At 59.4% G+C, this 25,761-nt stretch carries 25 protein-coding genes and 1 pseudogene; 9 read left to right on the top strand and 17 right to left on the bottom strand.

All coding sequences use genetic code 11. From position 1 onward, the window contains the following. Positions 1-21: 21 nt before the first annotated feature. Positions 22-828: an endonuclease/exonuclease/phosphatase family protein gene (locus BS627_RS06070; RefSeq protein WP_077982330.1), complete on the top strand. Its 807-nt coding sequence runs from the start codon at positions 22-24 to the stop codon at positions 826-828. Positions 829-866: 38 nt separating this feature from the next. Here BS627_RS06070 and BS627_RS06075 read toward each other — a convergent pair whose 3' ends face one another. Further along, a complete protein-coding gene (locus tag BS627_RS06075; protein WP_089153230.1) occupies positions 867-1,322 on the bottom strand; it encodes a hypothetical protein in 456 nt (151 codons plus the stop codon). Here BS627_RS06075 and BS627_RS24480 point away from each other — a divergent pair. Then, positions 1,321-1,485: a hypothetical protein gene (locus BS627_RS24480; RefSeq protein WP_165691147.1), complete on the top strand. Its 165-nt coding sequence runs from the start codon at positions 1,321-1,323 to the stop codon at positions 1,483-1,485. The genes BS627_RS06075 and BS627_RS24480 overlap by 2 nt on opposite strands. 58 nt (positions 1,486-1,543) lie before the next feature. Here the strand turns inward: BS627_RS24480 and BS627_RS06080 are convergent, their stop codons facing one another. The 5 genes from BS627_RS06080 to cysG form a co-directional block, all read right to left on the bottom strand. Further along, positions 1,544-2,356 carry a ferredoxin--NADP reductase gene (locus BS627_RS06080; protein ID WP_077982331.1) on the bottom strand — a complete coding sequence of 271 codons (813 nt, stop codon included), beginning with the start codon at positions 2,354-2,356 and terminating at the stop codon, positions 1,544-1,546. A gap of 146 nt (positions 2,357-2,502) precedes the next feature. Continuing rightward, the gene (locus BS627_RS06085) at positions 2,503-3,009 is read right to left on the bottom strand and encodes a DUF934 domain-containing protein (protein WP_077982933.1); all 507 of its coding nucleotides are present in this window, start codon (positions 3,007-3,009) and stop codon (positions 2,503-2,505) included. A gap of 10 nt (positions 3,010-3,019) precedes the next feature. Beyond that, a complete protein-coding gene (locus tag BS627_RS06090; RefSeq protein ID WP_077982332.1) occupies positions 3,020-4,690 on the bottom strand; it encodes a nitrite/sulfite reductase in 1,671 nt (556 codons plus the stop codon). 8 nt (positions 4,691-4,698) lie between these two features. Beyond that, positions 4,699-5,013, bottom strand: a complete 315-nt coding sequence (locus BS627_RS06095) for a DUF2849 domain-containing protein (protein WP_077982333.1) — start codon at positions 5,011-5,013, stop codon at positions 4,699-4,701. Next, a complete protein-coding gene (gene cysG / locus BS627_RS06100) occupies positions 5,006-6,469 on the bottom strand; it encodes a siroheme synthase CysG (protein ID WP_077982931.1) in 1,464 nt (487 codons plus the stop codon). The genes BS627_RS06095 and cysG overlap by 8 nt, the downstream gene beginning before the upstream one ends. 218 nt (positions 6,470-6,687) lie before the next feature. Between cysG and BS627_RS06110 the strand changes: the two genes are divergently transcribed. Beyond that, on the top strand, positions 6,688-7,320 hold the full coding sequence (locus BS627_RS06110) for a deaminase (protein WP_420836195.1): 633 nt from the start codon (positions 6,688-6,690) through the stop codon (positions 7,318-7,320). Positions 7,321-7,397: 77 nt separating this feature from the next. Then, a complete protein-coding gene (gene mazG / locus BS627_RS06115) occupies positions 7,398-8,243 on the top strand; it encodes a nucleoside triphosphate pyrophosphohydrolase (RefSeq protein ID WP_077982335.1) in 846 nt (281 codons plus the stop codon). Positions 8,244-8,472: 229 nt separating this feature from the next. On the opposite strand, the gene hflX is transcribed toward mazG, so the two are convergent. The 8 genes from hflX to dusB form a co-directional block, all read right to left on the bottom strand. Next, positions 8,473-9,909 (bottom strand): GTPase HflX, encoded by a 1,437-nt coding sequence (hflX, locus tag BS627_RS06120; protein ID WP_193600481.1) that lies wholly within the window; start codon positions 9,907-9,909, stop codon positions 8,473-8,475. Positions 9,910-10,001: 92 nt separating this feature from the next. Beyond that, positions 10,002-10,244, bottom strand: coding sequence for an RNA chaperone Hfq (gene hfq / locus BS627_RS06125; RefSeq protein WP_003496145.1), 243 nt, complete (start codon positions 10,242-10,244; stop codon positions 10,002-10,004). Between the two features lie 184 nt (positions 10,245-10,428). Further along, positions 10,429-11,805: a Trk system potassium transporter TrkA gene (gene trkA / locus BS627_RS06130; RefSeq protein ID WP_077982336.1), complete on the bottom strand. Its 1,377-nt coding sequence runs from the start codon at positions 11,803-11,805 to the stop codon at positions 10,429-10,431. Positions 11,806-11,853: 48 nt separating this feature from the next. Next, entirely contained in the window at positions 11,854-13,218 is a 1,365-nt protein-coding gene (gene ntrX, locus BS627_RS06135) for a nitrogen assimilation response regulator NtrX (protein WP_003521348.1), read from the bottom strand. Further along, entirely contained in the window at positions 13,208-15,469 is a 2,262-nt protein-coding gene (locus BS627_RS06140) for a sensor histidine kinase NtrY-like (RefSeq protein WP_077982337.1), read from the bottom strand. Before BS627_RS06140 ends, ntrX begins: the two co-directional genes overlap by 11 nt. A 150-nt stretch (positions 15,470-15,619) precedes the next feature. Continuing rightward, the gene (gene ntrC, locus BS627_RS06145) at positions 15,620-17,071 is read right to left on the bottom strand and encodes a nitrogen regulation protein NR(I) (protein ID WP_077982338.1); all 1,452 of its coding nucleotides are present in this window, start codon (positions 17,069-17,071) and stop codon (positions 15,620-15,622) included. Then, on the bottom strand, positions 17,068-18,216 hold the full coding sequence (locus BS627_RS06150) for a two-component system sensor histidine kinase NtrB (RefSeq protein WP_077982339.1): 1,149 nt from the start codon (positions 18,214-18,216) through the stop codon (positions 17,068-17,070). The genes ntrC and BS627_RS06150 overlap by 4 nt, the downstream gene beginning before the upstream one ends. After that, the gene (dusB, locus tag BS627_RS06155; protein ID WP_077982340.1) at positions 18,213-19,229 is read right to left on the bottom strand and encodes a tRNA dihydrouridine synthase DusB; all 1,017 of its coding nucleotides are present in this window, start codon (positions 19,227-19,229) and stop codon (positions 18,213-18,215) included. The genes BS627_RS06150 and dusB overlap by 4 nt, the downstream gene beginning before the upstream one ends. Positions 19,230-19,505: 276 nt before the next feature. Here dusB and BS627_RS06160 point away from each other — a divergent pair, with 276 nt between their 5' ends. Together BS627_RS06160 and BS627_RS06165 are read left to right on the top strand one after the other, a co-directional pair. After that, positions 19,506-20,693 carry a bifunctional 2-C-methyl-D-erythritol 4-phosphate cytidylyltransferase/2-C-methyl-D-erythritol 2,4-cyclodiphosphate synthase gene (locus BS627_RS06160; RefSeq protein WP_077982341.1) on the top strand — a complete coding sequence of 396 codons (1,188 nt, stop codon included), beginning with the start codon at positions 19,506-19,508 and terminating at the stop codon, positions 20,691-20,693. Then, entirely contained in the window at positions 20,690-21,199 is a 510-nt protein-coding gene (locus BS627_RS06165) for a CinA family protein (protein ID WP_077982342.1), read from the top strand. Before BS627_RS06160 ends, BS627_RS06165 begins: the two co-directional genes overlap by 4 nt. On the opposite strand, the gene BS627_RS06170 is transcribed toward BS627_RS06165, so the two are convergent. Together BS627_RS06170 and BS627_RS06175 are read right to left on the bottom strand one after the other, a co-directional pair. Then, positions 21,181-21,636 (bottom strand): type II toxin-antitoxin system RatA family toxin, encoded by a 456-nt coding sequence (locus tag BS627_RS06170; protein ID WP_035217445.1) that lies wholly within the window; start codon positions 21,634-21,636, stop codon positions 21,181-21,183. The genes BS627_RS06165 and BS627_RS06170 overlap by 19 nt on opposite strands. Before the next feature lie 9 nt (positions 21,637-21,645). Further along, positions 21,646-22,214: pseudogene (locus BS627_RS06175) on the bottom strand (P-loop NTPase family protein). A gap of 240 nt (positions 22,215-22,454) precedes the next feature. Here BS627_RS06175 and BS627_RS24485 point away from each other — a divergent pair. The 3 genes from BS627_RS24485 to BS627_RS06190 all read left to right on the top strand — a co-directional run bounded on the left by BS627_RS24485 (position 22,455) and on the right by BS627_RS06190 (position 24,516). Then, on the top strand, positions 22,455-22,631 hold the full coding sequence (locus BS627_RS24485; protein ID WP_003496171.1) for a hypothetical protein: 177 nt from the start codon (positions 22,455-22,457) through the stop codon (positions 22,629-22,631). Positions 22,632-22,757: 126 nt separating this feature from the next. Continuing rightward, positions 22,758-23,492 carry a helix-turn-helix transcriptional regulator gene (locus BS627_RS06185; protein WP_077982935.1) on the top strand — a complete coding sequence of 245 codons (735 nt, stop codon included), beginning with the start codon at positions 22,758-22,760 and terminating at the stop codon, positions 23,490-23,492. 94 nt (positions 23,493-23,586) lie between these two features. After that, entirely contained in the window at positions 23,587-24,516 is a 930-nt protein-coding gene (locus tag BS627_RS06190; protein ID WP_077982344.1) for a DMT family transporter, read from the top strand. 201 nt (positions 24,517-24,717) lie between these two features. Here the strand turns inward: BS627_RS06190 and lipA are convergent, their stop codons facing one another. Then, the gene (gene lipA, locus BS627_RS06195; RefSeq protein ID WP_077982345.1) at positions 24,718-25,689 is read right to left on the bottom strand and encodes a lipoyl synthase; all 972 of its coding nucleotides are present in this window, start codon (positions 25,687-25,689) and stop codon (positions 24,718-24,720) included. Positions 25,690-25,761 lie beyond the last annotated feature (72 nt).

Here is a 25,761-nt window from a genome sequence, read left to right on the forward strand (position 1 = left end):
CGACATGGGGATGGAGTTGGAATGCGTCTGATTTGCCTGAACGGTTGGGGCGGAAAGCTCCACGATGAACTTGTCCCTTATATTGTCTCGTCCGACCCCGATATCTTATGTCTGCAGGAAGTGGTGCACACACCGGCCGCCACACAGGACTGGCTGAGTTACCGTGATCACGGCATCGAACTACCGCAGAGGGCGAATTTCCTGCGTGATGTCGCCGAGGCCTTGCCGGATCATGTGGCGATATTTTGCCCTGCGGCGCAGGGCGATCTCTGGCAGGGCGAGACTCGATATTCTTCCCAATGGGGACTGGCGACATTCGTACGCAAGTCCATAGCCATCGTTGCGCAGGCGCAGGGGTTTGTGCATGGAGCCTTCTCCGCGGATGGATATGGCGATCATCCACGTTCACGCACGGGCCACGCCATCAGGGTTTTTGACTTCACGACGGGTCAGCCCGCCGTTATCGCCCACATGCACGGCCTGCGAGATCCCAACAACGGCAAGCACGACACCTCCGACCGTCTGGCGCAGGCAAAACGTCTCGTCCAACTTGTAAAAAACATTGCGGAGGATGGCGACAGGATCGTCGTCTGCGGCGACTTTAATGTCCTGCCAGAGAGCCAAACCTTTGCCATACTCAAGGAGTTGGACCTCGTCGAGCTTGTCACCACACGCGGCTTTACCGATACTCGGACGTCACACTACCCCAAACAGAACCGCTATGCGGATTACGTGTTGGTCAATGAGGCCGTGAAAATCGACTGCTTTGACGTGGTGAGAAGGCCGGAAGTATCGGACCACTGCCCCCTGCTCCTGGAATTCCACTGACAATTGGGTTGCCTTTCCCGACATTGTCATTTGCTCGATCAACGCACCAGCCTTATATCGCTCGTTACCACCGTCTTGCCTGTCTTCCCATCCTTGTCCGTGGTGCGCAGCCGCAGGCCGTTATCGCCGATTTTCTCTATGGTCATGGCGGCGGTACGGTCACCATTGATGTCGCGTTGCCAGCGGACAGTGAGATTGATCGCATTTCCCCGACGATTACCAGCGAGCGCGGAAGGGCGGCCGGAAGGTCCCGTGTAAGTGCCGCTGTAACGCGCACCGCTTGCTGCCAGATCGGCGGCGATGGAGCGTTTTACCACGAGGAGTCCGCGGCAGGTTCCGGACATGCGCAGCGCCGTTTGCCGAGCGTTGGAATTCAGCGTGCAATTTACGTTGATTGCCGGCCTGCCTATGCGGGTTATCACCGTCCCCTTCCCGGTCCACGTGCCCTGAAGCGACGACAGAAAGGTGCTTTCATCGGCGGCGGCTGGCCGCATGGCAAAAAAACCTGCCGTAACGGCAATGATCGTGGCGCTGATTGTTCCTGTTCTCATCATGGAGCGGTTACGTTGGTTTGGTTTCGTTCAAACGCTAACGCGCCATCGCGCCCGGATGTTCCATCGCGATGATGCCGCACAGGTCACCCAATCGGCTTTATAAACAAAAAAGGAGGCCCAAAGGCCCCCTGGTCTTTATTCAATTGTATGGAAATCCGGCGTCAACCGACGAATGCCCGCTCGATCACGAATTCGGCCGGCTTGTTGTTGGCGCCTTCGTTAAGGCCTGCCTTTTCAAGCAATTCCTTGGTGTCCTTGAGCATCGCCGAAGAACCGCAGATCATGCCGCGATCGACGTCGGGATCGAGCGTCGGCACACCAAGATCAGCAAACAGCTTGCCGTTCTCGATCAGCGTGGTGATGCGGCCCTTGAAGGGGTAATCTTCGCGGGTGACGGTCGCATAATGCTTCAGCTTGTCGCCGACGATCTCGTTCAGGAATTCGTGGTTGCGGATTTCCTCAACCAGATCGAAGCCGTATTTCAGCTCGGCCACGTCACGGCAGGTATGGGTGAGGATGACTTCCTCGAACTTCTCATAGGTCTCCGGGTCACGGATCAGGCTCGCAAAAGGCGCGATGCCGGTGCCGGTGGAGAACATGTAAAGCCGTCTTCCGGGCGTCAGCGCATCCAGAACCAGCGTGCCTGTCGGCTTCTTGCGCATCAGGACGGTATCGCCGGGCTTGATCGCCTGAAGATGCGATGTCAGCGGGCCATCCGGAACCTTGATCGAGAAGAATTCCAGTTCCTCGTCCCAGGCGGGGCTGGCGATGGAATAGGCGCGGTAGATCGGTTTTTCTCCGACCATCAAGCCGATCATGGCGAATTCGCCGGAACGGAAACGAAAACCCGCCGGACGCGTCATGCGGAAACGGAACAGGTGATCCGTATAATGCTCCACCGATAAAACCGTCTCGGCGTAAACACCGTCAGGTATCTTGATCGCGAAATCTTCCGTCTTGGCTGGCGCGTTCATTTAAGGTTCCGTCCATTCTTATTGGATGCGACATTCTCCAACCGGGCAATTATACCATTTTTGCTCCGGTTTGAAGGCATGAGAACGTCAATACTGCCATGTGCGTAGGAAATATGTATATAATACTCATATTTCCACGCAACGTGTCATAGAGACGCACGACGACGCCAGCTATAGGCCTCGCCGCCACTCGCCGGCTTGGCTGTCGGCTGATAATAAACCGGAATTTCCGGCAGGCGATTTTCGGACAAACGGCTGATGGCCGTGCCGTTCGTCACCGCAAAGCTGGTGAATCCGGTGCGAAGCATCAGCGGCACCTGATCGATCAGGACGTCGCCAACCGCCCTCACCTCGCCCGCAAAATTAAGACGGCTGCGCAGCAACGAGGCGTGGCTGAATCCGCGACCGTCATTGAAGGCCGGGAAGCTTACGGCGACAAGGTCGATACGGTCGAGATAGGGTCCGAGCCGCGTCACATCGTCGGCGGGCGTGATCAGAACACCGAGACCGATATCGTTGCTTTCGGCGGCACGAACCAGAAAATCGGCAAGCGGCAGCACCGGCTTCTGCTCCGCTGTCGCTTTCACTTCTTCCGTTTCAATCACCCAGGGATCGTTTTCCACGAAGCCGTCGCGGTTCCAGATTTTTGTCATGGCATTCTCCTCAGGCGGCTTCTGCGGCGGAACCGTAAAGCGCGTGCTTGAACGGCTGCGGTCCAACGCGGCGATAGGCTTCAAGGAAGTTTTCTTCCTTCGAAAGGCGAAGCCCGAGATAGGTGTCAACGATGGTTTCGATGGCGTCGGTGACTTTTTCCGGCTCGAAGCCGCGGCCGATGATTTCACCGATCGAGGTGTTTTCATCACCCGATCCGCCAAGCGTGATCTGGTAGAGTTCCGCACCCTTCTTCTCAACACCCAGAAGGCCGATATGGCCGACATGGTGGTGACCGCAGGCATTGATGCATCCGGAAATCTTGATCTTCAGCTCACCGATTTCCGCCTGACGCTCCGGCGAACCGAAACGGGTGGAAATTTCCTGCGCCACCGGAATGGAGCGCGCATTGGCGAGCGCGCAATAATCCAGCCCGGGACAGGCAATGATATCGGTGATGAGCCCGGCATTGGCGGTCGCAAGGCCAGCGCCTACCAGCGCGCGATAAACCGGCTCGAGATCGGCCAGCGCCACATGCGGCAGTATGATGTTCTGCTCATGGCTGATACGGATTTCGTCGAAGGCATATTCCGCGGCGATATCGGCGACGAGTTCCATCTGCTCGTCGGTCGCATCCCCCGGAATCCCGCCGATCGGCTTCAGTGAGATCGTCACCATGCCGTAATCGGGATGCTTGTGCGGCGCGACGTTCTGCTCGACAAAACGGGCAAAGCCTTCATCTGCCCGCTTCCAGCGCGCCAGGCTCTCCCAGCCTTCCGGCCGGTCCTTCAGTGCCGGCGGCGCGAAATAAGCGGTGATTGCCGCGATATCGGCATCCGGAAGCTTCAACTCGGTGTTCTTGAGTTCGGCGAATTCGACCTCGACCTGGCGGGCCAATTCTTCCGCACCGGTCTCGTGCACGAGGATCTTTATGCGCGCCTTGTATTTGTTGTCGCGACGGCCATGCAGGTTGTAAACGCGCATGATCGCCGTGGTGTAGGACAACAGGTCCTCTTCCGGCAGGAAGTCGCGGATTTTCTTGGCGATCATCGGCGTGCGGCCCTGTCCGCCGCCGACATAGACGGCGAACCCGATCTCACCCTTGTCGTTCTTCTTGAGATGCAGGCCGATATCGTGAACCTGAATGGCCGCACGGTCGCGTTCGGCGCCGGTGACAGCGATCTTGAACTTGCGCGGCAGGAAGGAGAATTCCGGGTGCACGGAAGACCACTGACGCAGGATTTCCGCATAGGGGCGCGGATCGGCGACCTCATCGGCAGCCGCGCCAGCGAAATGATCGGCGGTGACGTTGCGAATGCAGTTGCCGGAGGTCTGGAGCGCATGCATCTCCACGCCCGCCAGTTCGGACAAGATGTCCGGCGTATCGGAAAGGCGCGGCCAGTTGTACTGGATGTTCTGACGGGTGGTGAAGTGGCCGTAACCCCGGTCATATTTGCGGGCGATATGGGCCAGCATCCGCATCTGCTTCGAATTCAGCGTGCCGTAGGGAATGGCGACGCGCAGCATATAGGCGTGCAGCTGAAGATAGACGCCATTCATCAGGCGCAGCGGCTTGAACGCATCTTCGGCCAGTTCGCCGGACAACCGGCGTTCGACCTGGTCGCGAAACTGCGCCACGCGGCCTTCAACAAATGCGTGATCGAACTCGTCGTAACGGTACATATTCTTCCTCAGACTGCGATGAATGCTGCATCGGCCGGCTTGTAACCGGCGGCATAGTGCATGGTCGGGCCGGCGGCGCGGATGCGTTCGCGAAGACGCGTCGGCCAAAGCTTGCCATTCTCCTCGACGACGTCGATGATGGCCACATCAACGACCTTGTTGGCGGAAAAATCCCGCTTGCCTATTTCCTCGAGCGAGGCGACCGCCTCCGCATGGCGGGCAACGATTGCGCCCTGCAGGTTCTCCGTCCACTCCCCGTTGGCATCGAGCCAGACGGCGATGCCATCGCTCAGCCGGTTGGCGGTCAACACCTTATCAGCCATTTGCATACTCCCGTTTGAAATCCGCCGGCCGCACTGACGATGCAAGCGCCTCGGACCTGTCAAAATTAGCGCCCGCCACCGCATCGCCAATGATGACCATGACCGGGCCGGTCAGTTCATCATGATATTCGAGTTCGGGCAGATCGTTCAGTGTGCCATGCAGCAGGCGGCGATCCGCGCGGCTGGCGTTTTCGATGACGGCGACGGTGGTTTCCACACCAAGCCCTGCATCGATCAGCCGCTTCGCGACCGAAGCAGCAACGCTGCGGCCCATGTAGACGGCAATGGTCGCGCCGGAGACGGCAAGTCGTGCCCAATCGGGCAGAACATCGCCCGCCAGATCGTGGCCGGTGGTGAAAATCAGAGATGAAGCGACACCGCGCAGAGTCAGCGGCAATTCGAAATCCGCAGCCGCGGCAAAGGCCGAGGTGATGCCGGGCACGATCTCATAGGCAATACCGGCCTCGCGCAGCGCCGCCATTTCTTCGCCCGCCCGGCCATAGACCAGCGGATCGCCGGATTTGAGGCGCACGACGCGCTTGCCATCTTTGCCGAGGCGCACCAGCAGGCGGTTGATCTCATCCTGCGATTTGCTGTGGCAGCCCTTGCGCTTGCCAACGGAGAGGCGCTCGGCGTCGCGGCGACCCATATCGACAATCGCCCGCGGCACAAGCGCGTCGTAAACGATCACATCGGCTTCCATCAGTACGCGCTGCGCGCGCAGCGTCAGCAGATCTTCAGCGCCCGGCCCCGCGCCGACGAGCCAGATACGGCCTTCGCTGCGTTCGGGCGATTGCAGCAGGCGGCCGACGGCCTGACGAGCGGAGAACGTGTCGCCAACAGCGACGGCATCCGCCACCGCACCTGAAAAGAACCGTCGCCAAAAATTGCGCCGCAAGGCGCCCTTCGGCACGTTCTCCTCGGCCGCATCACGATACTGCACGGCAAGGCGCGCAAGCTTGCCGAGCGACGGCGACAGCATCTGGTCAATGCGGGCGCGGATCATCTGGGCGAGAACAGGCCCTGCCCCTTCCGTGCCGATAGCCACGGCGACGGGCGCGCGGGCGACGAGCGCGGGGGTAAAGAAATCGCAGAATTCCGGCTGATCCACCGCATTGGCAGGGATTTTCGCGGCGCGCGCGACGGTGACGATCTCACGGTCCAGCGCCTCGTCGCCGGTAGCGGCGAAGACCAGCGTGGCGCCTTCGACCAATTCGCCGGCGAAAGCCAAAGCCCGATGATCAATGCTGTTTTCGCTGATATAACGGGCAAAATCGGCTTCCGGCTGGTCGGCATAGGCAATGATATGCGCGCTGGTATTGGCGAGAAGCCTTACCTTCGCGAAGGCTTCATCGCCATTTCCGAAAACAGCGACCTGCTGCCCCTCGACCCGGAAGAAAGCGGGGAAGGTTGAAAGGCGGTCGCCAGCAGCGGAAAAATCATGTTCGTTGTGCATTGGATATATATCCCGCATTGCGGTGCAAGATTGAAGAAACAGAAATTCAAGCCTTTCCGGCACCTGGATTTTTATTTCTCGAAGACCCCGGTTTTGGAGGAAAACAAACCGGCGATGCTTTTCCACACCCGCGCTAGCCCTGAGAATCCCCTCGCAATCCCTTGACAAAGCGGGTCCCCACGCCGAACAAGGAGCGACAATCGACTGTCGGTTTCCCCATGCGAAGACCGCTTTTTCTTAAAGCGGCACGAAGGACCAGACCCTTGACCAACCCCACCCTCGCCGCCCGCCTTCTCGATGTCATCGAACACGATATTCTGCCCTTGACGTCGAGGGGCGTCAGCCTTGGCAACAAGGTTTTCGGTGCGGCGATCCTGCGAAAATCGGACCTGTCGCTGGTTATCGCCGAGACCAATAACGAGCTGGAAAATCCGCTCTGGCATGGTGAAGTGCACACGCTGAAGCGGTTTTACGAGCTGGGCGAAAAGCCGAACACGAAGGAACTGATTTTTCTCTCCACCCACGAACCCTGCACCATGTGCATGTCCGCCATCACCTGGGCCGGTTTCGACAATTTCTATTCCTTCTTCAGCCACGAAGATTCCCGCGACGCTTTCGCGATCCCGCATGACCTGAAAATCCTCAAGGAGGTCTTCGGACTGGAACCGGGCGGCTATCGCCGCAACAATGCGTTCTGGAATTCGTATTTCATCGCCGATCTGGTGGAGCGTGAAGAGGACCCGCTGAAAACCGCGTTGAAAACGCAGACGGCCCGTATCAAGACCGCCTATGACGATCTTTCCACCAGCTACCAGTCGTCCAAGAGCGGCAACGATATTCCATTGAACTAAAGCTTTTCCGGCGGACGTGCGTGGCGGTTTTCCGTCCGGGCGATGCGCGGAAACAAAGAACGAAGGTTTGAGACATTATGGAAGCCTCGAAGGATATTTCCCGCCTGATCGAGATCATGGAAGCGCTGCGTCAGCCGGAAACCGGCTGCCCCTGGGACGTCGTGCAGACCTTCGAGACAATCAAGCCCTATACGATCGAAGAGGCGTATGAAGTTGCCGACGCCATTGAGCGCAAGGATATGGACGATCTTTGCGAGGAGCTGGGCGACCTGCTGTTACAGGTGGTTTTCCATGCCCGTATTGCCGAAGAGATGGGCGAATTCGCCTTCGGCGATGTGGTGCAGGCCGTCACCGCGAAGATGATCCGCCGTCATCCCCATGTCTTCGCCGTATCCGACGCCGACACGCCGGACGGCGTCAAACTGCAATGGGATCGCATCAAGGCGGAAGAGAAACGCGAGCGTGCAGAGCGACGCGCGCGACGGGGCATCACCGAGGATTTCAAGGCAGGCTTTCTGGGCGGCGTACAGCGTAGCCAGCCGGCGCTGACCGAGGCCCTGAAGCTACAGGAACAGGCAGCGCGTGCCGGTTTCGACTGGTCGAACCCCGCTCCCATTCTCGACAAGATCGAGGAGGAAATCGCGGAACTGCGTGAGGCGCTGGCGGAAGGAAAACCGGAAAAGGTCTCGGACGAGCTCGGCGATCTCATCTTTGCCCTCGTCAATATCGGCCGGCATGTCAAAGCCGATCCGGAAGATGCGCTGCGCGGTACGAATACGAAATTCCGCAGGCGTTTCAATCACATCGAAACGTCGCTCACCCAAAATGGCGAAACGCTGGAAGAAGCAAGTCTCGAGAGAATGGAAGATCTCTGGCAGGCGGCGAAACGCATCGAACGTTCGCTTGATACGGTTACATCTTGATCGCAGGGATATGCGGTGGATCCGGTAAGGCACAGCTTTTCCACTATGACTGCCGAATGCATCTGGCAGCAGCGCAGCATCCGCAACCGTCACCCCGGATTTAGAGCGAGGTCCAGCGCGACCAGGTCTTTGATCGCAAAAGACTCTTCTCACAGCGCAGACGCGATAAGGCTGTATTCCGGCTCAAGGCCGGAATGACGGAGAGAGTTTGGCACAATGCAGGGAGCGCTCAGCGCTCCCAGTCTTCCCGCTCGCGAACCGTCGCTTTTCCAAGCTTCCGTTCCAGTTCGGCCGCTTGCGCTTCCGACAAGCGCACATCGAGCGCGACCGATCCGTCCTCGTGATCTTCACGATTGTCGACGATGGAATTGCTGTAGACCCAGGATATCAGCGGCAACTGCTCAACGGAAAGAACCACGGTGGTTTCCGTCAGAACACCGGAAAGACGCTTAGAAATCTCGTCCATCAGGGCATCGACGCCCTCACCCGTGATGGCCGAAACGGCGCGGATATCGGAACGACCTTCGGCGCGCTGCATGATGGCGTCATGCGCTTCCGGCTCCAGACGGTCGACCTTGTTCCAGACCTCGATGATGCGCTTTTCCGCTTCCTTCTCGTCAATGCCGAGGTCACCGAGAATACGCAACACATCCGCAGACTGGGCAGCATTGTCCGGATCGGACATATCGCGCACATGCAAAACGAGATCGGCTTCCAGCACCTCTTCCAGAGTGGCGCGGAAAGCGGCGACCAGATGCGTCGGGAGATCGGAAATGAAACCGACCGTATCGGACAGGATGACGGTGCGGCCATGCGGCAGCTTCATGCGGCGCAAGGTCGGGTCGAGCGTGGCGAACAGCATATCCTCCGCCAGAACGCCAGCGCCGGTGATGCGGTTGAACAGCGTGGATTTGCCGGCATTGGTGTAACCGACCAGCGCGACGATCGGATGCGGCACCTTGCGGCGCTTGGCGCGGTGTAGCTGCCGCGTGCGCACCACCTGCTCCAGCTCGCGCTCCAGCTTGACGATGCGTTCCTGCAAAAGCCGGCGGTCGGCCTCGATCTGTGTTTCACCCGGACCGCCCATGAAGCCCGCACCGCCGCGCTGGCGCTCAAGGTGGGTCCAGCTTCGGACGAGGCGGCCCTTCTGGTAGTTCAGATGCGCAAGATCGACCTGCAGCGTGCCTTCCTTCGTGGAGGCGCGGCGGCCGAAGATTTCAAGGATCAGACCCGTGCGGTCGATGACCTTGCAATTCCACTGCTTTTCGAGATTGCGCTGCTGCACCGGGGTCAGCGGATGATCGACGATCACCAGGCCGGAATCGGTCTCATCGAGAAGATGACCGATTTCTTCGATCTTGCCGGTTCCGAACAGCGTGGCCGGGCGCGGCTGGTTCACCGGAACGATGAGACCCTGCGTCACTTCCAGATCGATGGCGAGCGCCAGTCCCTTTGCTTCCTCAAGCTTGGCTTCGACCGAACGGCCGGGGGTAGCCGGGCCGGCAGCCGCATCGCGGGTTTCGCGCTGCTTGAGGACCGGCACGAGGACGACCGCACGCATGTCGTCGCGGCGCTTTTCCTGCTCCGGAATAATCGATTCGTTCGAGGTGTCGCGCGTTGAAATGGGTTCAGCCTTGTCCAGAAAGAGGATTGCGGCCGACCGCATCGGCGCGGGCGGCCATGGGAATTAACCTGACGGCACGGGAAATGTTCCCGGTCCGGGTCAGTCTATGTCGAATATTCGTCGAGGGAGCCCGATCAGGCAGCGCCTTCTTCGCTTTCGAACATCTGCATCGGCTGGCCGGGCATGATGGTGGAGATCGCATGCTTGTAAACAAGCTGCGAATGACCGTCACGGCGCAGAAGCACGCAGAAATTGTCGAAGGAGGTGACAACGCCCGTCAGCTTGACGCCGTTGATCAGGAAAATCGTGAGCGAAATCTTTTGCTTACGAACGGTATTGAGGAAGAGATCCTGAAGGTTTTGAGAACGTTCCGCCATGGCGCCGCTTCTTTCTTTTTTGCCGGCAGGGATACCGGAAAATAATCAATCAATAATAAGCCGGCCGAGTCTTGTCCCCCGCTTGGCCGACCTCAAACTCTGGTATCAAATCGTGTTCCGTTCCGCAACGGTCAAAACAGCCGAATGAGTACGAGTATTGACCCACATTTTCAATTCGGGACAGTCAAAAATATTGTATCGACACACGGAAGAGTTGTTCAACGTCGCGCACCGCATCGGCGGATGCAAACAGCACGACGCGGTCCTTCGCCTTGATTTTCGTGCTGCCATCCGGGCGGATCACCACGCCGTCGCGATAGATCGCCCCGATGCGCACACCCTCCGGCATGTCGATGTCGCGGAAGGACTGGCCGACCAGCGGCGACGTTTCCAACGCTTCCGCTTCGATCACCTCCGCCGAGCCGCGCTGGACGGCATAGACTGAGCGGATGCGCCCCTTGCGCACGTGCTGAAGCACGCGGGAGATCGTAACGGCCCGCGGGTTGATATAGGCATCGAGGCCCAGAGAGCGGGAGACATCGTGGAACGACGTACTGTTCAACAGCGCCAGATTCGATTTGCAGCCGAGTTGTTTGGCGATCACCGCAGCCAGAATATTGGTCTGGTCGTTATTGGTGAGCGTCACAATAAGATCGGCATCCTGAATATCGGCCTGCATGAGGATTTTCTGGTCAAGCGCCGAGCCATGCATGACGATGGTGTGGCTTAAGTGTTCAGATGCGGCAACCGCCCTGTCGCGGTCCGCCTCGATGATCTTCACCCGCGTTTTCGGCTGCAGTTCCTCGATCTTGCGCGCGACGAAGTGTCCGATATTGCCGGCGCCCGCAATCACGATTCGCTGCGCCTCCTGCTCCTCATGGCCGAAAAGACTTAAGGTGCGGCGGGCGTGATGGCGCTGGCAAATGACATAGGCAAGGTCGCCCACCCGCAATTGCTCGGAGGAATGCGCAACCTTGAGAACGCCGCCCCGGTAGACGCCCACTACCGTGGCGATGAGGTCGGGAAAGAGGCTGGAAAGCTGGTGCAGCGGCGTGTTGATGACCGGACAATCCTCCATGCACTCGATTGCCAGCATGGAGATCGTATCGTCTGCAAACCGAACCACATCGGTCGCGCCCGGAAAGGCGATGCGCCGCAGCACCATCTTGCCAACTTCGACTTCGGGGGAAATCGTTACATCGATGGACATGTTCTCGCGGCTGAAGAGATCGGCATATTCCGGCTTCAGATAGCTCTGGTCGCGGATGCGGGCGATTTTGGTCGGCACGCTGAACAGTGCATGCGCCACCTCGCAGGCGACGATGTTGATCTCGTCATGCAACGTCACGGCGATGATCATGTCGGCCTGATCGGCGCCGGCCTTGGCCAGCATGTCGGGATGGGCGCCATGACCGACGTAACCGCGCACATCCAGCGTCTCGGTAATGGCGGTGATGAGCGGCGCGGCGGTATCGATCACCGATACTTCGTTGTCCTCTCGAGACAATTGTTCGGCGATGCCGTAACCCACCTGCCCTGCGCCGCAAATGATAACTTTCATGCTGTCTCTCTGACGGAATAATCGGTTACGCCGAAGCGCCTTCTTCCCTTATACGCCGAGAGATTTCAGTTTGCGATGCAATGCAGACCGTTCCATGCCGACAAATTCCGCCGTTCGCGAAATATTGCCGCCGAAGCGGTTGATCTGCGCCATCAGATAGTCACGCTCGAACATCTCACGGGCCTCGCGCAGCGGCAGGGTCATGATGTGCTGATCGCCCTGCGCCGAAATCTTCGGCAGCATGTCGCCAATATCCGAGGGGAGCATGTCGGCCGAGATCGGCGCTTCGCCGCCTTCGGGACGGGCAAGAATCATCAGCCGTTCGATATTGTTGCGCAACTGCCGGATGTTACCCGGCCAGTCATGTGTCTGGAGAACGGCCATGGCGTCGTCACCGATCTTGCGCGGGCGGATGCCGGCCTGCTCGGAAATCTGACGCATGAACATGTCCACGAGGAAAGGAATATCCTCGCGTCGTTCGGAGAGCGCCGGGACCTTCACCGGCACGACAGCGAGTCGATGATAAAGGTCTTCGCGGAACTGGCCTTCGGCGATCAGGCTTTCGAGGTGATGGGCGGTTGAGGAAATGATGCGCACATCCACCTTCACCCGCTTGCCGCCGCCGACGCGCTCGAACTGTTGGTCGACCAGCACCCGCAGGATCTTGTTCTGCGTTTCGCGCGGCATCTCGCCGACTTCATCAAGATACAGCACGCCGCGATGGGCTTCTTCCAGAGCGCCGACCTTGCGCGGCTGCCCGGGAAGTCCTTCCGTGCCAAAAAGCGCGATTTCCATGCGGTCCGGCGTGATCGTCGCGGCGTTTAGGGCGACGAAGGGTCCGCTCGCACGCGAGGACTTCTTGTGCACCATGCGCGCCACGAGCTCTTTGCCGGAACCGGAAGGACCGAGGATCATTATGCGGCTGTTGGTGGGAGCAACCCGGTCGATAGTCTGGCGAAGCTGCGACACCGCAAGCGACGCGCCGACGAGTTCAACCGCGTCACCGGTGCGCTTCTTGAGTTCCTGAACCTCACGCTTGAGCTTGGAGTTTTCCAGCGCCCGCTCGGCGATCAGGATGAGGCGGTCGGCCTTGAAGGGCTTTTCGATGAAGTCGAAAGCGCCGCGCTTGATGGCGTTGACAGCGGTTTCGATATTGCCGTGACCGGAGATCATGACGACAGGAATTTCGGGGTGACGGCTCTTGATTTCGTCCAGCAGCGCCAGACCGTCGAGCTTCGAACCCTGCATCCAGATGTCGAGAAATATCAGGCGCGGCACCCGCTCCGAAATGGCGGCCAGCGCGCTGTCACTGTCAAACGCCATGCGGGTCTCGTGGCCTTCGTCGGAAAGAATGCCTGCTACGATTTCGCGAATGTCCGCCTCGTCATCCACGACCAGAATATCAGACGCCATATGCTGCTTCCTTGTTATTTTCGCCGCCGACCGCCTCGATATAGGGCAGCAGCACTCTGATCATGGCGCCGTGGCCGTGATCGAACTCCGGCGGGGCATCGTGGAGTTCCAGATACCCGCCATGCTCTTCGATGATTTTCTTGACGATGGCCAGACCGAGGCCCGTGCCCTTGTCCCGCATCGTCATATAGGGTTCGAGAATGCGGTGACGGTTCTCGACGGGCAGACCACGGCCATTGTCGATGATATCCGCCACGAAACGCGAATTGGCCTCGTCGAAGGATGCGCGCACCAGGATTTTCCCCGGCCGTTTTTCGCCTTCTACCGCCTCAATCGCCTCCGTCGCATTCTTGATGAGATTGCCGAAGGCCTGACCCAGCATGCGGGCATCAAACATGCCCTCCAGCGGGACATCGCCGAGCTCGGTCGAGAACTTCGTATCGGCCGCGCTGATTTCGCGCAGGAATGCCGCATCCTTCAAAATCGCCCGCAGGTCCGATTTCTCCTTCGTCGGCTTTGGCATGCGCGCAAAGGCCGAGAATTCATCGACCATACGGCCGATATCGCCTACCTGCCTGACTATGGTGTCGGTACACTGATCGAAGATGGCGCGGTCGTTTTCATCGATCTGCTTGCCGAAACGGCGCTTGATGCGCTCTGCGGAAAGCTGGATCGGCGTCAGCGGGTTCTTGATCTCATGGGCGATACGACGCGCCACATCCGACCATGCGGTCGAACGCTGAGCGATGACGAGATCGGTGATGTCATCAAGTGTGATGACGTAGCTGTCACGGCTGTCGCGAGCATCCTCACGGGTCACCTGCACATTCAGCGTCCGTTCCTTGCCACGCCGCATGATATTGATCTGCTTGCGGAAGTTGCCGCGAGACCAGGTATTGGCCTCGTTGACGACCTGTTCGATTTCAGGCGCGATCTCCGACAGTTGCGCGCCGATAAGCTGTTCGGAGGTCTGCGCCAGAAACTCTTCGCCCGACGGATTGACGATGGTGATCCTGCGGCTCTCATCGACACCGATGACGGCGGCGGTGACGCCCGACAGCACGGCTTCGATGAAGCGGCGACGGTCGTCGATATCGTCCTTGGCCTCAATGATCTGTTCCTGCTGACTGCGCAGTTCAGAAACCATCTTGTTGAAGGTACGCGACAGACGCCCGACGTCGCCATCGACAGCGCGAACGGGAACCAGCACATGCATGTTGCCGGTAGCGACGCTGTCTGCAGCACTGATGAGCAGGCGGATGGGCCGCACGATACGGTCAGCCACCGCAATCGCCGTCCAGATGGCCGCCAGAAGAACGATCAGCGCAAAACCGAGATAGAGGATCGCAAAAGCGATCTGCAGCGGCGCACGGCCCGCCTCCATAGCCTTGTATTCGGCGCGGTTCTCCTCCATCAGCCGCATGGCGCCCATCACCTTGGGATCGACGGCGCGCACTGTGTAAAGGAAGGTGCCGCTGATGCCTTCAAGCTTGATGATTGCGCCAACGAGGTTGGTGATACCGGGCGGGATCAGCGTCGGTTGGCCGGCGGCTGCTTTTTCAAGCGCGTCGTGCGGTATGGCGGGAAGCGGTTTTTCGGTCTTGATGTCGGCCTGAGCGACGGCATCACCGTCTTCCTGCACCAGAAACGCGCCAAGAAGACCGCGCCCCTTGGCCTGACGGGTCATCAGATCGACGAAGCCGGTGCGATCCAGATAAAAAAGCGCACGGTTGCGGTCGAGATCGGTCGCCATCGACAGGGTCTGCCCCTGAAGATAACCGGCATTCTCCATCATATAGGCTTGGGCGATATTGCTCGATGAATCGACAATCGACTGCGTGCGCAGCGAAAACCAGCGGTCGAGGCCCACATTCAACGTCAAGCTGGCGAAGATGGCGACGAGGACCGCGGGCGTAATCGCCACGATGGAGAAAAGCACGACGATGCGGACGTGCAGGCGCGCCGCCGCCCTGCCCTTTTTGCGCGCTTTCAGCAGCCGGTTGATTTCGCGCCCGATAAGGAACATCAGGCCGATCACGAAGATCGAATTGATGACGACAGAGGCGATGACGACGTTCGATGTCGGTGCGATTGGCGTGACGCCCAGAAGTACGAACAGGGTGATGATGGCGCAAACGAGAGCGACGCCGGCGAGCACCAAACCCGGCAGAGCGAAAGACATCCTGCGATCGGCAACCACCATGCCCGCTGCTTCGTCGGCAACGGCGTTTTCGGCGGCGGGTTTCCGCATGCACTACTCCCAATCGCTGGCAAGCCAGCACCACATTTCTGAAGTCAGGCGAGACGCGCCTCAGACCGGCGAATCTCTTCCCTTCCTAGTGTTTTTCAAGCAACACAATGTGGCGAAAGTGCAACGATAAAGGCGACCTTGTCAACATTCTCAGGTAGGACGGGAACTACGATAAACGGAAACGCCAAGCTCGCGGATTTTCTTGCGCAGTGTATTGCGGTTCAAGCCAAGAAGATCGGCGGCCTTGATCTGGTTGCCGCGCGTCGCAGTCAAGGCGGCGAGAATCAACGGATATTCGAGTTCCCGCAGAACGCGGTCATAAAGACCGGGCGGCGGCAGGCCATCGCCGAAACTGGCGAAATAATCCCGCATATTTTCCTCCACCGCCTGTGAAATGGTGAGAGAACCTGTGCGGACCGCCATCTTGTCGAGCGGGCTGTCCGGGACATCCGACTGCAATTCCTGCTCGATGATCTCGCGGGTGATGACTTCCTGCGGATAAAGCGCCATCAGGCGGCGGATCAGGTTTTCCAGCTCGCGCACGTTGCCTGGCCAGGCATAGGCCTTCATGACCTCCAGCGCCTCGCTCTCGAAACGCTTTCCTTCCAGCCCTTCCTTCTCGCCATGCTGGATGAAATGGCGCACCAGATCGGGAATATCCTCGGCGCGGTCACGCAGCGGCGGCAGCCGCAGCGGCACGACGTTCAGGCGGTAATAGAGGTCTTCGCGGAAAAGGCCTTGATTGATCGACTGCTTCAGGTCCTTGTTGGTGGCCGCGACGATGCGGACATCGGTGCGGATCGGCGTGCGACCGCCTACCGTCGTATATTCCCCCTGTTGCAACACGCGCAGCAGCCGTGTCTGGGCGTCCATCGGCATGTCGCCGATTTCGTCGAGGAACAGCGTGCCGCCCTCGGCCTGTTCGAAACGGCCGGTCGAGCGGTTCTGCGCGCCGGTGAAGGCGCCCTTCTCATGGCCGAAGAGTTCGGATTCAATGAGGTCGCGCGGGATGGCCGCCATGTTGATCGCGACGAAGGGTCCGTTGCGACGCTTGCCGTAATCATGCAGCGCGCGCGCCACCAGTTCCTTACCCGTGCCGGATTCGCCGGTGATCATCAGCGTCAGGTCGGTCTGCATCAGGCGCGCAAGAACGCGGTAGATTTCCTGCATCGCCGCCGAGCGGCCAACGAGCGGCATGCCGTCCTGCATGTCGTCATCGAGCTTCGCCGGCTTGCGCTTCGGCTCAGACAAAGCGCGGCCGATGATGGCGATCAGTTCCGTGAGGTCGAAGGGCTTAGGCAGGTAATCGTAAGCGCCTTTTTCCGAGGCCTTGATGGCTGTCATGAACGTGTTCTGCGCACTCATGACCAAAACGGGCAGGTCCGGGCGGGCCTTCTTGATGCGCGGCAGCAGGTCAAAGGCATTTTCATCCGGCATCACGACATCGGTTACGACAAGATCACCCTCACCCGCCGACACCCAGCGCCAGAGCGTTGCAGCATTGGAGGTGATGCGCACGTCATAACCGGCGCGGCTCAGCGCCTGATTCAAAACGGTGCGGATTGCGGCATCATCATCGGCGACGAGGATCGTAGCTGTCATCTGTCATTTCCTGTCGAGTTCGGCAAAGAGCTGTCGTCGAGCGCCACTTCCGGCGAGACGGGCATCAATACGCGGAAGGTCGTGCGGTGGTTCTGGCTGTCGCATTCGACGATGCCACCATGGGCGCCGATCAACTTCGCGACCAGCGCCAGCCCGAGGCCGGAACCATTCGTCTTGGTGGTGATGAAAGGATCGAAGAGGTGCGGCAGAAGGTCGGCCGGGACGCCGGGGCCATTGTCATGTACGCAGAATTCGAGCGGCAGCGAGATGCGTTCGCGGCTGCCGGCAACCGAAAGACGGATGCCGGGGCGATAGGCGGTCGTCAGCACGATTTCGCCATCCGGCTGATTGCCCACGGCTTCCGCCGCATTCTTCACGAGATTGAGAAAGACCTGCACCAGCTGGTCGCGATTGGCATAAACCGGCGGCAGCGACGGGTCGTAGTTCTCGGAAATCTTGATATTGCGGGCAAAGCCGGCCTTGGCGATGGCCTTCACATGATCCAGCACGGAATGGATGTTAACCGGCACGCGATCCACCGGCCGCTCGTCGGAAAACACCTCCATGCGGTCAACCAGCGAGACGATGCGGTCGGTCTCATCGCAGATCAGCCGCGTCAGCGCCCGGTCCTCATCGGCAACCGAGGTCTCCAGCAACTGGGCAGCGCCGCGAATGCCGGAGAGCGGGTTCTTGATCTCATGCGCGAGCATGGAGGCAAGGCCGGTAACGGAGCGTGCCGCAGCGCGATGCGTCAGTTGCCGGTCGATCTTGTCGGCCATCGACCTTTCCTGGAAGACGACGACCACCGATCCCGGTTCGCTGACAACAGGCGCAACGTAAAGATCGACCAGCTTGTCCTGGCCGAGACGCGGCGAACTCAGATCGACGCGATATTCGTTGACCGGCGCGCGGCGCTCGCGCACCTGATCGATCAGCGCAAGCAGCGGGCTGCCGAAGGGAATGAAGGTAGAAACACGGTAGCGCGCGAGATGGGAGGCGCTCGCCCCGAAAAAGGCTTCGGCTTCCCAATTGGCGAAGGCGATGAAACCTTCGGCATCCACCAGGATGACGGGGTTCTGCACCGCGTTCAAAACCGCCATGGCAAGCGGGTTTCCATCTGCCGGGCTATGTTTGTCAGCGCTCATGCGGCCTTCCTTGCGGCGTTTTCGCCCGCATTTGCGCAAAGGGCGGTGCGCAGCAGATCCGCCACCTCTCCCGTGTCACGCGATGTCATGATTTGAGCCTTGTCGGAGGTGGCGAACTCAAGTGCAAAACGGTCGAGATACCAGCCCAGATGTTTGCGGGCGTGCCTAAGACCGGCTTCCCTTCCGTAGAATTCCAGCATCATCTCGTAATGTTCGATGGCGATGGCGGGAATATCGTCGCGGTGCGGGGCTGAATGTCCGGCGAGCACCGCCGGCAGCCATGGCTGCCCCTGCGCGCCGCGACCGACCATGACGGCATCCGCACCCGAACGGCGCAGGATTTCGCGTGCATCATCGGCCGTTTCCACATCGCCATTGGCGATCAGCGGCACGGAAATCACCTCACGCACGGCGCGGATGGCATCCCAGTCTGCCCGTCCCTCGTAAAACTGCATACGGGTGCGGCCGTGAATGGTCATGAGCTGAACGCCAGCGGCTTCGGCACGGCGGGCGATCTCCGGCGCATTGATGGTGTTCTCGTCCCAGCCGAGCCGCATCTTCAGCGTCACAGGCACGTCGACTGCATTGACCGTTGCCTCGATGAGCGAGAGTGCATGATCGGGATCGCGCATCAAAGCCGAGCCGGAATAGCCACCCGTCACCTTCTTGGCAGGACAACCCATATTGATGTCGATGATTCCAGCGCCGTTATCGGCGGCAATCTTCGCCGCCTCGGCCATGAAATGCGCCTCGCGGCCGGCGAGCTGCACCATATGCGGACACATGCCGGCGTTTTTCAGCCGCGCCCAGGATTCGCCTCTGTTAGCGACGAGCTCACGGCTTGCCACCATTTCCGTCACGACAAGGCCTGCGCCAAAACGCCAGGCAAGTTGCCGAAACGGCAGATCCGTCACGCCCGACATGGGCGCCAGCACGGCACGATTACGGATCGTAACTGGGCCGATGCTGAACGGTTCTGACAACTCCGGAAGATGCAATTGATGATCTTTCATGCAGAAGGTTTATTTGCATTATTTTTAGACAGTGTTTGTGCGGTTGCCAAGCACTTTTAGAGGGTTGCACCTTTTATTTGCTGGGCGATTGCCTGCCTGTTTTGCTGTCGGCAGCAATTTGTGCAGGTTTGAACGCGCAATGGCTGCTGATCCTGCGGCATGCAGGGGCGAATGCGCGTCATATCGGGCTGGCCATCCGGGTTTTGAAACGCTAGAGCAGGACTGTCAACCGCTAAGGGTTGCGCGCAAAGCATAAGACCAATGCAGGAAAGTACTATGAAACTCGGCATCGTCATCGTCGCCGCCGGACGTGGAGAAAGAGCGGGCTCTCCCGAGGAAGGGCCGAAACAATATCGCCCGATCGGAGGCCGGGCCGTGATCGAGCATACATTATCCACCTTCCTCGATTGGGATCATGCCTCCGCCATCGTGATCGTCAGTCATGCAGACGATGCAGCACTGCTGTCGCCAATCCTCCAGCGGCTTGATTCCGGCGGGCGGATCGTCACCGTCACGGGCGGCTCAACACGCCAGCAATCAGTGCTTGCCGGGCTGGAAGCGCTTGCCTCGGAAGAGCTGACGCATGTGATGATCCATGATGCCGTGCGGCCTTTCGTCCCCGTGGACATGCTGGAACGGATCGTCGCCCTGCACCGGGCCGGCGCCAGCAGCGTCCTACCCGCCCTCCCCGTCACCGACACGCTGAAGCGCGGTGCGGGTAACGTTGTTGCAGAGACTGTTTCACGCCAGGGACTTTATGCTGCGCAGACGCCACAGAGTTTCACGTTCGGCGATATTCTTGGAGCACATCGCGCCGCTTCCGCATCTGGCAAAACCGATTTCACCGATGATGCATCGATTGCCGAGTGGGCAGGACTGACGGTGACGCTGACAGAAGGTTCGGTCGATAATGTAAAACTCACTCTCAAGCGGGATATCGCCATGGCCGATGAAAAGCTCTCCAACGGATTGCCGGACGTGCGCACCGGCAATGGTTACGACGTGCATCAGCTGGAGGCCGGCGATGGCGTGACGCTCTGCGGAATCTTCATCGAGCATGACCAGAGACTGAAAGGCCATTCGGATGCCGATGTGGCGCTGCATGCGCTGACGGACGCCCTGCTCGCCACCTGCGGTGCCGGCGATATCGGCGATCACTTCCCGCCTTCCGATCCACAATGGAAGGGTGCAGCCTCGCGCATCTTCCTGGAGCATGCGGCAAAGGTCGTACGCGACAATGGCGGCACGATCATGAATGCCGATGTCTCGCTGATTGCGGAAGCACCGCGCATAGGTCCGCACCGCCAGGCCATGCGCGAAGCACTTTCGGACATGCTCGGCATTGCGCTGGAGCGCTGCTCGGTGAAAGCGACGACCAATGAGACGATCGGTTTCGTCGGCCGCCGGGAAGGCATTGCTGCAATCGCCACAGCTACGGTCGTCTACAGGGGCAGACCGTTATGAGCCTTTTTCCCGCGGACATAGAAGAGTTGGCGCGGCGGATCATTGCCGATTTCACCGCGCATGGTTTCATGGTCTCGACCGCGGAAAGCTGCACGGGCGGCCTGATTGCCGGCGCGCTGACGGAGATTGCCGGCTCTTCCGCCGTCGTCGACCGCGGTTTCGTTACCTACACGAACGAAGCCAAGAGGGACATGCTGGGAGTTGGCGCCGACACCCTGACAACATTTGGTGCGGTCTCCCGGCAGACGGCGCTGCAGATGGCGCATGGCGCCCTCTTCCGCTCGCGCGCGAATTTCGCCGTGGCGGTAACCGGCATTGCCGGCCCGGGCGGCGGCTCAGCCGAAAAACCGGTGGGGCTTGTGCATCTGGCCGCCAAGGCGCGCAACGGCAACCTCCTGCATCACGAAATGCGCTACGGAGATATCGGCCGCACCGAAATCCGGCTTGCGACGGTGAGAACGGCGCTTGAGATGCTGATCGCCCTCAATCAGGCGGGGTCCGTATAGATTTTATCGGCACGCGTTTCGAAGGCTTCAGCAAACATGCGGAAAGCCCGGTCGAACATCGAGCCCATCACCGCGCCGAGCAGGCGATTCTTGAATTCGTAATCGATGAAGAAATGAATGGCTGAGCCGCCCTCGTCCGAGGCCTCGAAACGCCAGCGATTGTCGAGATATTTGAACGGGCCGTCGATATATTTCACGTCGATGGCGCGCTCTGCCGGGTTCAACAGCACCTGCGTGGTGAAGGTTTCGCGAATGGCCTTGTAACCCACAGTCATATCCGCCACCAGTAGCACCTTGCCATCGCGCTCCTTGCGCGAGCGGACGGTGAGCGCCTCGCAAAGGGGCAGAAACTGCGGATATTTCTCCACATCGGCGACGAGGTCGTACATGCGGTCGGGCGAGTGTTTGACGTGGCGATGCGTTTCGAACTGTGGCATGAGCGGCAGTTAATCCTCGATACGCAGAAGATCAAGAAGGCGGCGAAACTGTTTTCGGCTTTTCAGCTGGAATACCGGCACATCAGGACCATACAACGCGAAATTCCGCTCGAAGATCGGCGTATGGCGCCGCTCGAAATTCCAGATATAGCGCAGGAATTCGACGTCTATTCTTTCAGGGCACCCCTCCGCCATTTCCGGGCGGGCCTTGCCATAGCCCTTGATCGCCCGGCTGACGGCGCCCCACAGGCAGAGCCAGCGCGGCATGCGCACCCACAAAACGATATGGGATCGCGGCAGCCGCATATCGAAAGACGACGGATTGCTGCCGTCCATCAGCCAGCGCTCTTCGGTAATGATGGCGGCTATCCTTTCTCGCTGCTCTTCGCGCGGGCGCGCCCGCCAGCCGGGCAGCCAGAAAACATCCCGATCCATGGAGATGAGCGAAGCCCGAAATTGTGCGCGAGCTTCTGCGAAAGCGTCGATTTGCCGCCGCCGGAACAGCCCACGACCATGATTCGCTGCGCCCCGGCGATGATCGCAGCAGCATCCTCCACCCTGTGAAGATAATTTGGCATTTCTGACACCTCATCTGACTGCCGGATATTTTCTGCCATCTTCTCGCAGCGATATCGTCACCGCGCATGACAGTTACGGAAAATTGACTATTGTAACCCCGTCGCAGGGATTGCTATTTATTTGCGACTAATATTACACCCATTGGATGTAACGACGCTGGAAGCTCCCGATTTCACCCAGCGTATTCATCCTTGGGTTCAGACCCGACATATAACCGCTTTGAGCCACTGAGTGAGCCGATGGACGATTTTTCCAACATCATCAACCTTCTCGAATCCGCCAAGCAACTCGCATCGATGAACGGCATGCCGGTGCTTGCCTATCTGATCGACGTCGCGAAATGCGAAGCAAGAGAGAACAAGCCGGTTCTGCGCAAGCGCAAACGCGGCGAATCGACCGCCAAGGAAGACTGTTAATTGCCGGCGCGCAGAGCCGACCGATAAAGCCGACTGGCCCATTCTTCAAGACGATGTCATAATCAAGTGATGAACTGGCCGCTTTTTCGAGGCGGCCATTTCTTTGCAAATGGAAACGACAGCGTCATGACAGCCGCATCCGCCGACATCAGAATCTACAGGGAAGAAAGACCGAAGGAACGTCATGGCTTCGTTCAGATCGTTCTTCCTGTCTCCGGTCGTCTGCTGATCGATGTGGCCGGACGGCAGGACGAATTGTCGACCGGACGCGGCGTGTTCATCCATCGCGATGCGCCGCATACGCAGGAAGCGACGGCAAGCAACCACTCGCTGGTGGTCGATATCGATGAAGGCGCCCTTCCCGAGCAAACGCTCGAGAAATTCGCCCATTCGCCGTTTGTCGACATAGCGCAGGATACGCGGCAGTTGATCGCCTATATGCGCGGCGTCATCGGAACAGAGGGGCGACGCGACGATATCGCCGGCCTGTGGACGCCACTTCTGGTCGACAGCCTTGCCAACGAGAAAGTCGACATCCGCCAACGCCTGCACAGGCTCGTTGCACTGGTCAGGGCTGAGCCGTTCTTCCCCTGGACCATCGAGATGCTCGCCTCCTGCGTGACGATCAGCGACAGTCGCCTGCATGCGCTGTTTCTCGAGGAATTCGGCCTCCCTCCTCACCGTTGGCTGGCCGGGCTGCGCATGGACAAGGTCTGTGCCTTGCTCACCAATTCCACCCTGCCTATTGCCGAGATCGCTTTGCGGGCCGGCTTTTCCGACCAGACTGCACTGACGCGGGCCATGCGCAACGCAGTGGGTGAAACGCCCGCAGCCTACCGTCGAACCTACGGGATTCATTAAAACCGCCAGCGCATCAGGTCAGGAGTTTTTGTCAAGACAGCCGCAGAGGGCTGTGGCACATCGCAGGAAAATACGAATGCGGATGTGACATGACATGAACAGAACAGGTCTCGGTGTTTTTTACGGCATGCTGGCGGGTGCGCTCTGGGGCGGTATATTCCTCGCGCCGAAACTCGTGCCGGATTTTTCCGCGCTGCAACTCTCGACGGCGCGTTACCTCACCTACGGGCTGATTTCCCTCATCATCATCGGGCCGCGACTGAAAAGGGTATCGGCCCATTTCGGTACGCGGGAATGGATCGCGCTCGGCTGGCTGAGCATGATTGGCAACATCGCCTATTATGTCTTCATATCGACGGCAGTGAAGCTGAGCGGTGTCGCCTTCACGTCGATCATTATCGGCTTCCTGCCGGTCGCCGTCACCATCATCGGCAGCCGTGATCACGGCGCGGTGTCGCTGAAGCGGCTATGGCCATCGCTCGTTTTCGGCGCAATCGGCATTGTCGGCATTTCCTGGCAGTCGCTGACGGAAAACGACGCTGGGCTGGACATGTCACGTATCATCGGCCTTGCCTGTGCGCTGGGTGCGCTGGCGTCGTGGACGGCTTTCGCTGTTGGCAATGCCCGCTGGCTCTCCCGCCTCCATGACGTCAGCGCCGACGACTGGAACATGATGACGGGTGTGGTGACCGGCGCTCTTGCGCTCGTGCTCGCTGTTCCCGCCTTTGGCTTTGGCGGCGAAAGCCATAATTCGGGCGACTGGCTGCATTTTGTGGCTGTTGCAGCCGGGCTGGGTTTCACCGCCTCCATTCTCGGCAATGCCCTATGGAACCGCATGAGCCGCCTTCTGCCGCTCACCATGGTCGGGCAGATGATCCTGTTCGAAACGCTGTTTGCGCTGCTTTACGGTTTTCTCTGGGAAGGGCGTGGCCCGACACTGATTGAGGTCGTGGCAATATGTTCGGTGGTGCTGAGTGTCGTGCTTTGCATGCGGGCGCATCGGCCGGAGAAGGTTGTGGTGTGATCGGTTGAAGGCCGGGAACAGGCGGCAGAGCCATTTCACAAGCCTCGCCTCCTACTCACGTCATCCTCGGGCCCGTCCCGAGGATCCAATCACGTATCGTACAATCGATAGGTTGCAGATGCTCGGGACAAGCCCGAGCATGACGGTGGAGAGAGTGTATATCGCCCGATGCAGCAACCTATGTTGCCGAACCTTTGTCCCTTACTCCGCGGCAGCCAGCAGCTTTTTCTCGCGGGCCGCGCGCAGGCGTTCGAAATCGTCGCCGGCATGGTGGGAAGAGCGGGTCAGCGGGCTGGAAGAGACCATCAGGAAGCCCTTGGTATAAGCCACCGTCTCGTAGGACTTGAATTCCTCCGGCGTAACATATGCCTCGACCTTGTGGTGCTTGCGGGTCGGCTGCAGATATTGACCGATGGTCAGGAAATCCACGTCGGCGCTGCGCAGGTCGTCCATCAGCTGCAGCACTTCGTTACGCTCTTCACCGAGGCCGACCATGATGCCGGACTTGGTGAACATGGTGGGGTCCAGTTCCTTGACCCGCTGCAACAGGCGCACGGAGTGGAAATAACGCGCGCCGGGGCGAACAGTAAGGTAATTGCCCGGAACGGTTTCCATATTGTGGTTGAAGACGTCAGGCTTGGCGGCGACGACACGCTCCAGCGCACCGGGCTTCTTCAGGAAGTCGGGCGTGAGGATTTCGATGGTCGTCGTCGGAGAGGCGGCGCGGATCGCCCAGATGACCTTCTCGAAATGTTCAGCACCGCCATCGGCGAGATCGTCACGGTCAACAGAAGTGATGACGACGTGGGACAGGCCCATCTGCTTGACGGCCTTGGCGACATTTTCCGGCTCATTCATATCGAGCGGATTGGGCTTGCCGGTGGCGACGTTGCAGAAGGCGCAGGCACGGGTGCAAATCTCACCCATGATCATGAAGGTTGCGTGTTTCTTGTCCCAGCATTCGCCGATATTCGGACAGCCGGCTTCCTCGCACACTGTTACCAGCTTGTGGCTACGCACCAGCTCGCGCGTCTCGTGATAGCCCTTGGAGGTCGGCGCCTTGACGCGAATCCATTCCGGCTTGCGCATGACCTCGGTATCGGGCTTGTGCGCCTTTTCCGGGTGGCGGATACGCTTTTCGTCGGACGACGTCCTGTCGAGAATAGTGACCATAAAAACCTGCTTCCATCGCCCTTGGCGATCCAGACATCTTTGGTGCGATGCTTTAGAACAATTCCAGAAAAA

Source organism: Agrobacterium salinitolerans (genome assembly GCF_002008225.1).
In the GTDB taxonomy this organism is placed as follows: Bacteria; Pseudomonadota; Alphaproteobacteria; order Rhizobiales; family Rhizobiaceae; genus Agrobacterium; species Agrobacterium salinitolerans.

Bases quoted from the DNA above. Each gene is read 5' to 3' on its own strand.
- BS627_RS06070 (WP_077982330.1), top strand. From the start codon at position 22: ATGCGTCTGATTTGCCTGAACGGTTGGGGCGGAAAGCTCCACGATGAA.
- BS627_RS24480 (WP_165691147.1), top strand. From the start codon at position 1,321: ATGGCAAAAAAACCTGCCGTAACGGCAATGATCGTGGCGCTGATTGTT.
- BS627_RS06075 (WP_089153230.1), bottom strand. From the start codon at position 1,322: ATGCGGCCAGCCGCCGCCGATGAAAGCACCTTTCTGTCGTCGCTTCAG.
- BS627_RS06080 (WP_077982331.1), bottom strand. From the start codon at position 2,356: ATGAACGCGCCAGCCAAGACGGAAGATTTCGCGATCAAGATACCTGAC.
- BS627_RS06085 (WP_077982933.1), bottom strand. From the start codon at position 3,009: ATGACAAAAATCTGGAACCGCGACGGCTTCGTGGAAAACGATCCCTGG.
- BS627_RS06090 (WP_077982332.1), bottom strand. From the start codon at position 4,690: ATGTACCGTTACGACGAGTTCGATCACGCATTTGTTGAAGGCCGCGTG.
- BS627_RS06095 (WP_077982333.1), bottom strand. From the start codon at position 5,013: ATGGCTGATAAGGTGTTGACCGCCAACCGGCTGAGCGATGGCATCGCC.
- cysG (WP_077982931.1), bottom strand. From the start codon at position 6,469: ATGCACAACGAACATGATTTTTCCGCTGCTGGCGACCGCCTTTCAACC.
- BS627_RS06110 (WP_420836195.1), top strand. From the start codon at position 6,688: ATGCGAAGACCGCTTTTTCTTAAAGCGGCACGAAGGACCAGACCCTTG.
- mazG (WP_077982335.1), top strand. From the start codon at position 7,398: ATGGAAGCCTCGAAGGATATTTCCCGCCTGATCGAGATCATGGAAGCG.
- hflX (WP_193600481.1), bottom strand. From the start codon at position 9,909: ATGCGGTCGGCCGCAATCCTCTTTCTGGACAAGGCTGAACCCATTTCA.
- hfq (WP_003496145.1), bottom strand. From the start codon at position 10,244: ATGGCGGAACGTTCTCAAAACCTTCAGGATCTCTTCCTCAATACCGTT.
- trkA (WP_077982336.1), bottom strand. From the start codon at position 11,805: ATGAAAGTTATCATTTGCGGCGCAGGGCAGGTGGGTTACGGCATCGCC.
- ntrX (WP_003521348.1), bottom strand. From the start codon at position 13,218: ATGGCGTCTGATATTCTGGTCGTGGATGACGAGGCGGACATTCGCGAA.
- BS627_RS06140 (WP_077982337.1), bottom strand. From the start codon at position 15,469: ATGCGGAAACCCGCCGCCGAAAACGCCGTTGCCGACGAAGCAGCGGGC.
- ntrC (WP_077982338.1), bottom strand. From the start codon at position 17,071: ATGACAGCTACGATCCTCGTCGCCGATGATGATGCCGCAATCCGCACC.
- BS627_RS06150 (WP_077982339.1), bottom strand. From the start codon at position 18,216: ATGAGCGCTGACAAACATAGCCCGGCAGATGGAAACCCGCTTGCCATG.
- dusB (WP_077982340.1), bottom strand. From the start codon at position 19,229: ATGAAAGATCATCAATTGCATCTTCCGGAGTTGTCAGAACCGTTCAGC.
- BS627_RS06160 (WP_077982341.1), top strand. From the start codon at position 19,506: ATGAAACTCGGCATCGTCATCGTCGCCGCCGGACGTGGAGAAAGAGCG.
- BS627_RS06165 (WP_077982342.1), top strand. From the start codon at position 20,690: ATGAGCCTTTTTCCCGCGGACATAGAAGAGTTGGCGCGGCGGATCATT.
- BS627_RS06170 (WP_035217445.1), bottom strand. From the start codon at position 21,636: ATGCCACAGTTCGAAACGCATCGCCACGTCAAACACTCGCCCGACCGC.
- BS627_RS24485 (WP_003496171.1), top strand. From the start codon at position 22,455: ATGGACGATTTTTCCAACATCATCAACCTTCTCGAATCCGCCAAGCAA.
- BS627_RS06185 (WP_077982935.1), top strand. From the start codon at position 22,758: ATGACAGCCGCATCCGCCGACATCAGAATCTACAGGGAAGAAAGACCG.
- BS627_RS06190 (WP_077982344.1), top strand. From the start codon at position 23,587: ATGAACAGAACAGGTCTCGGTGTTTTTTACGGCATGCTGGCGGGTGCG.
- lipA (WP_077982345.1), bottom strand. From the start codon at position 25,689: ATGGTCACTATTCTCGACAGGACGTCGTCCGACGAAAAGCGTATCCGC.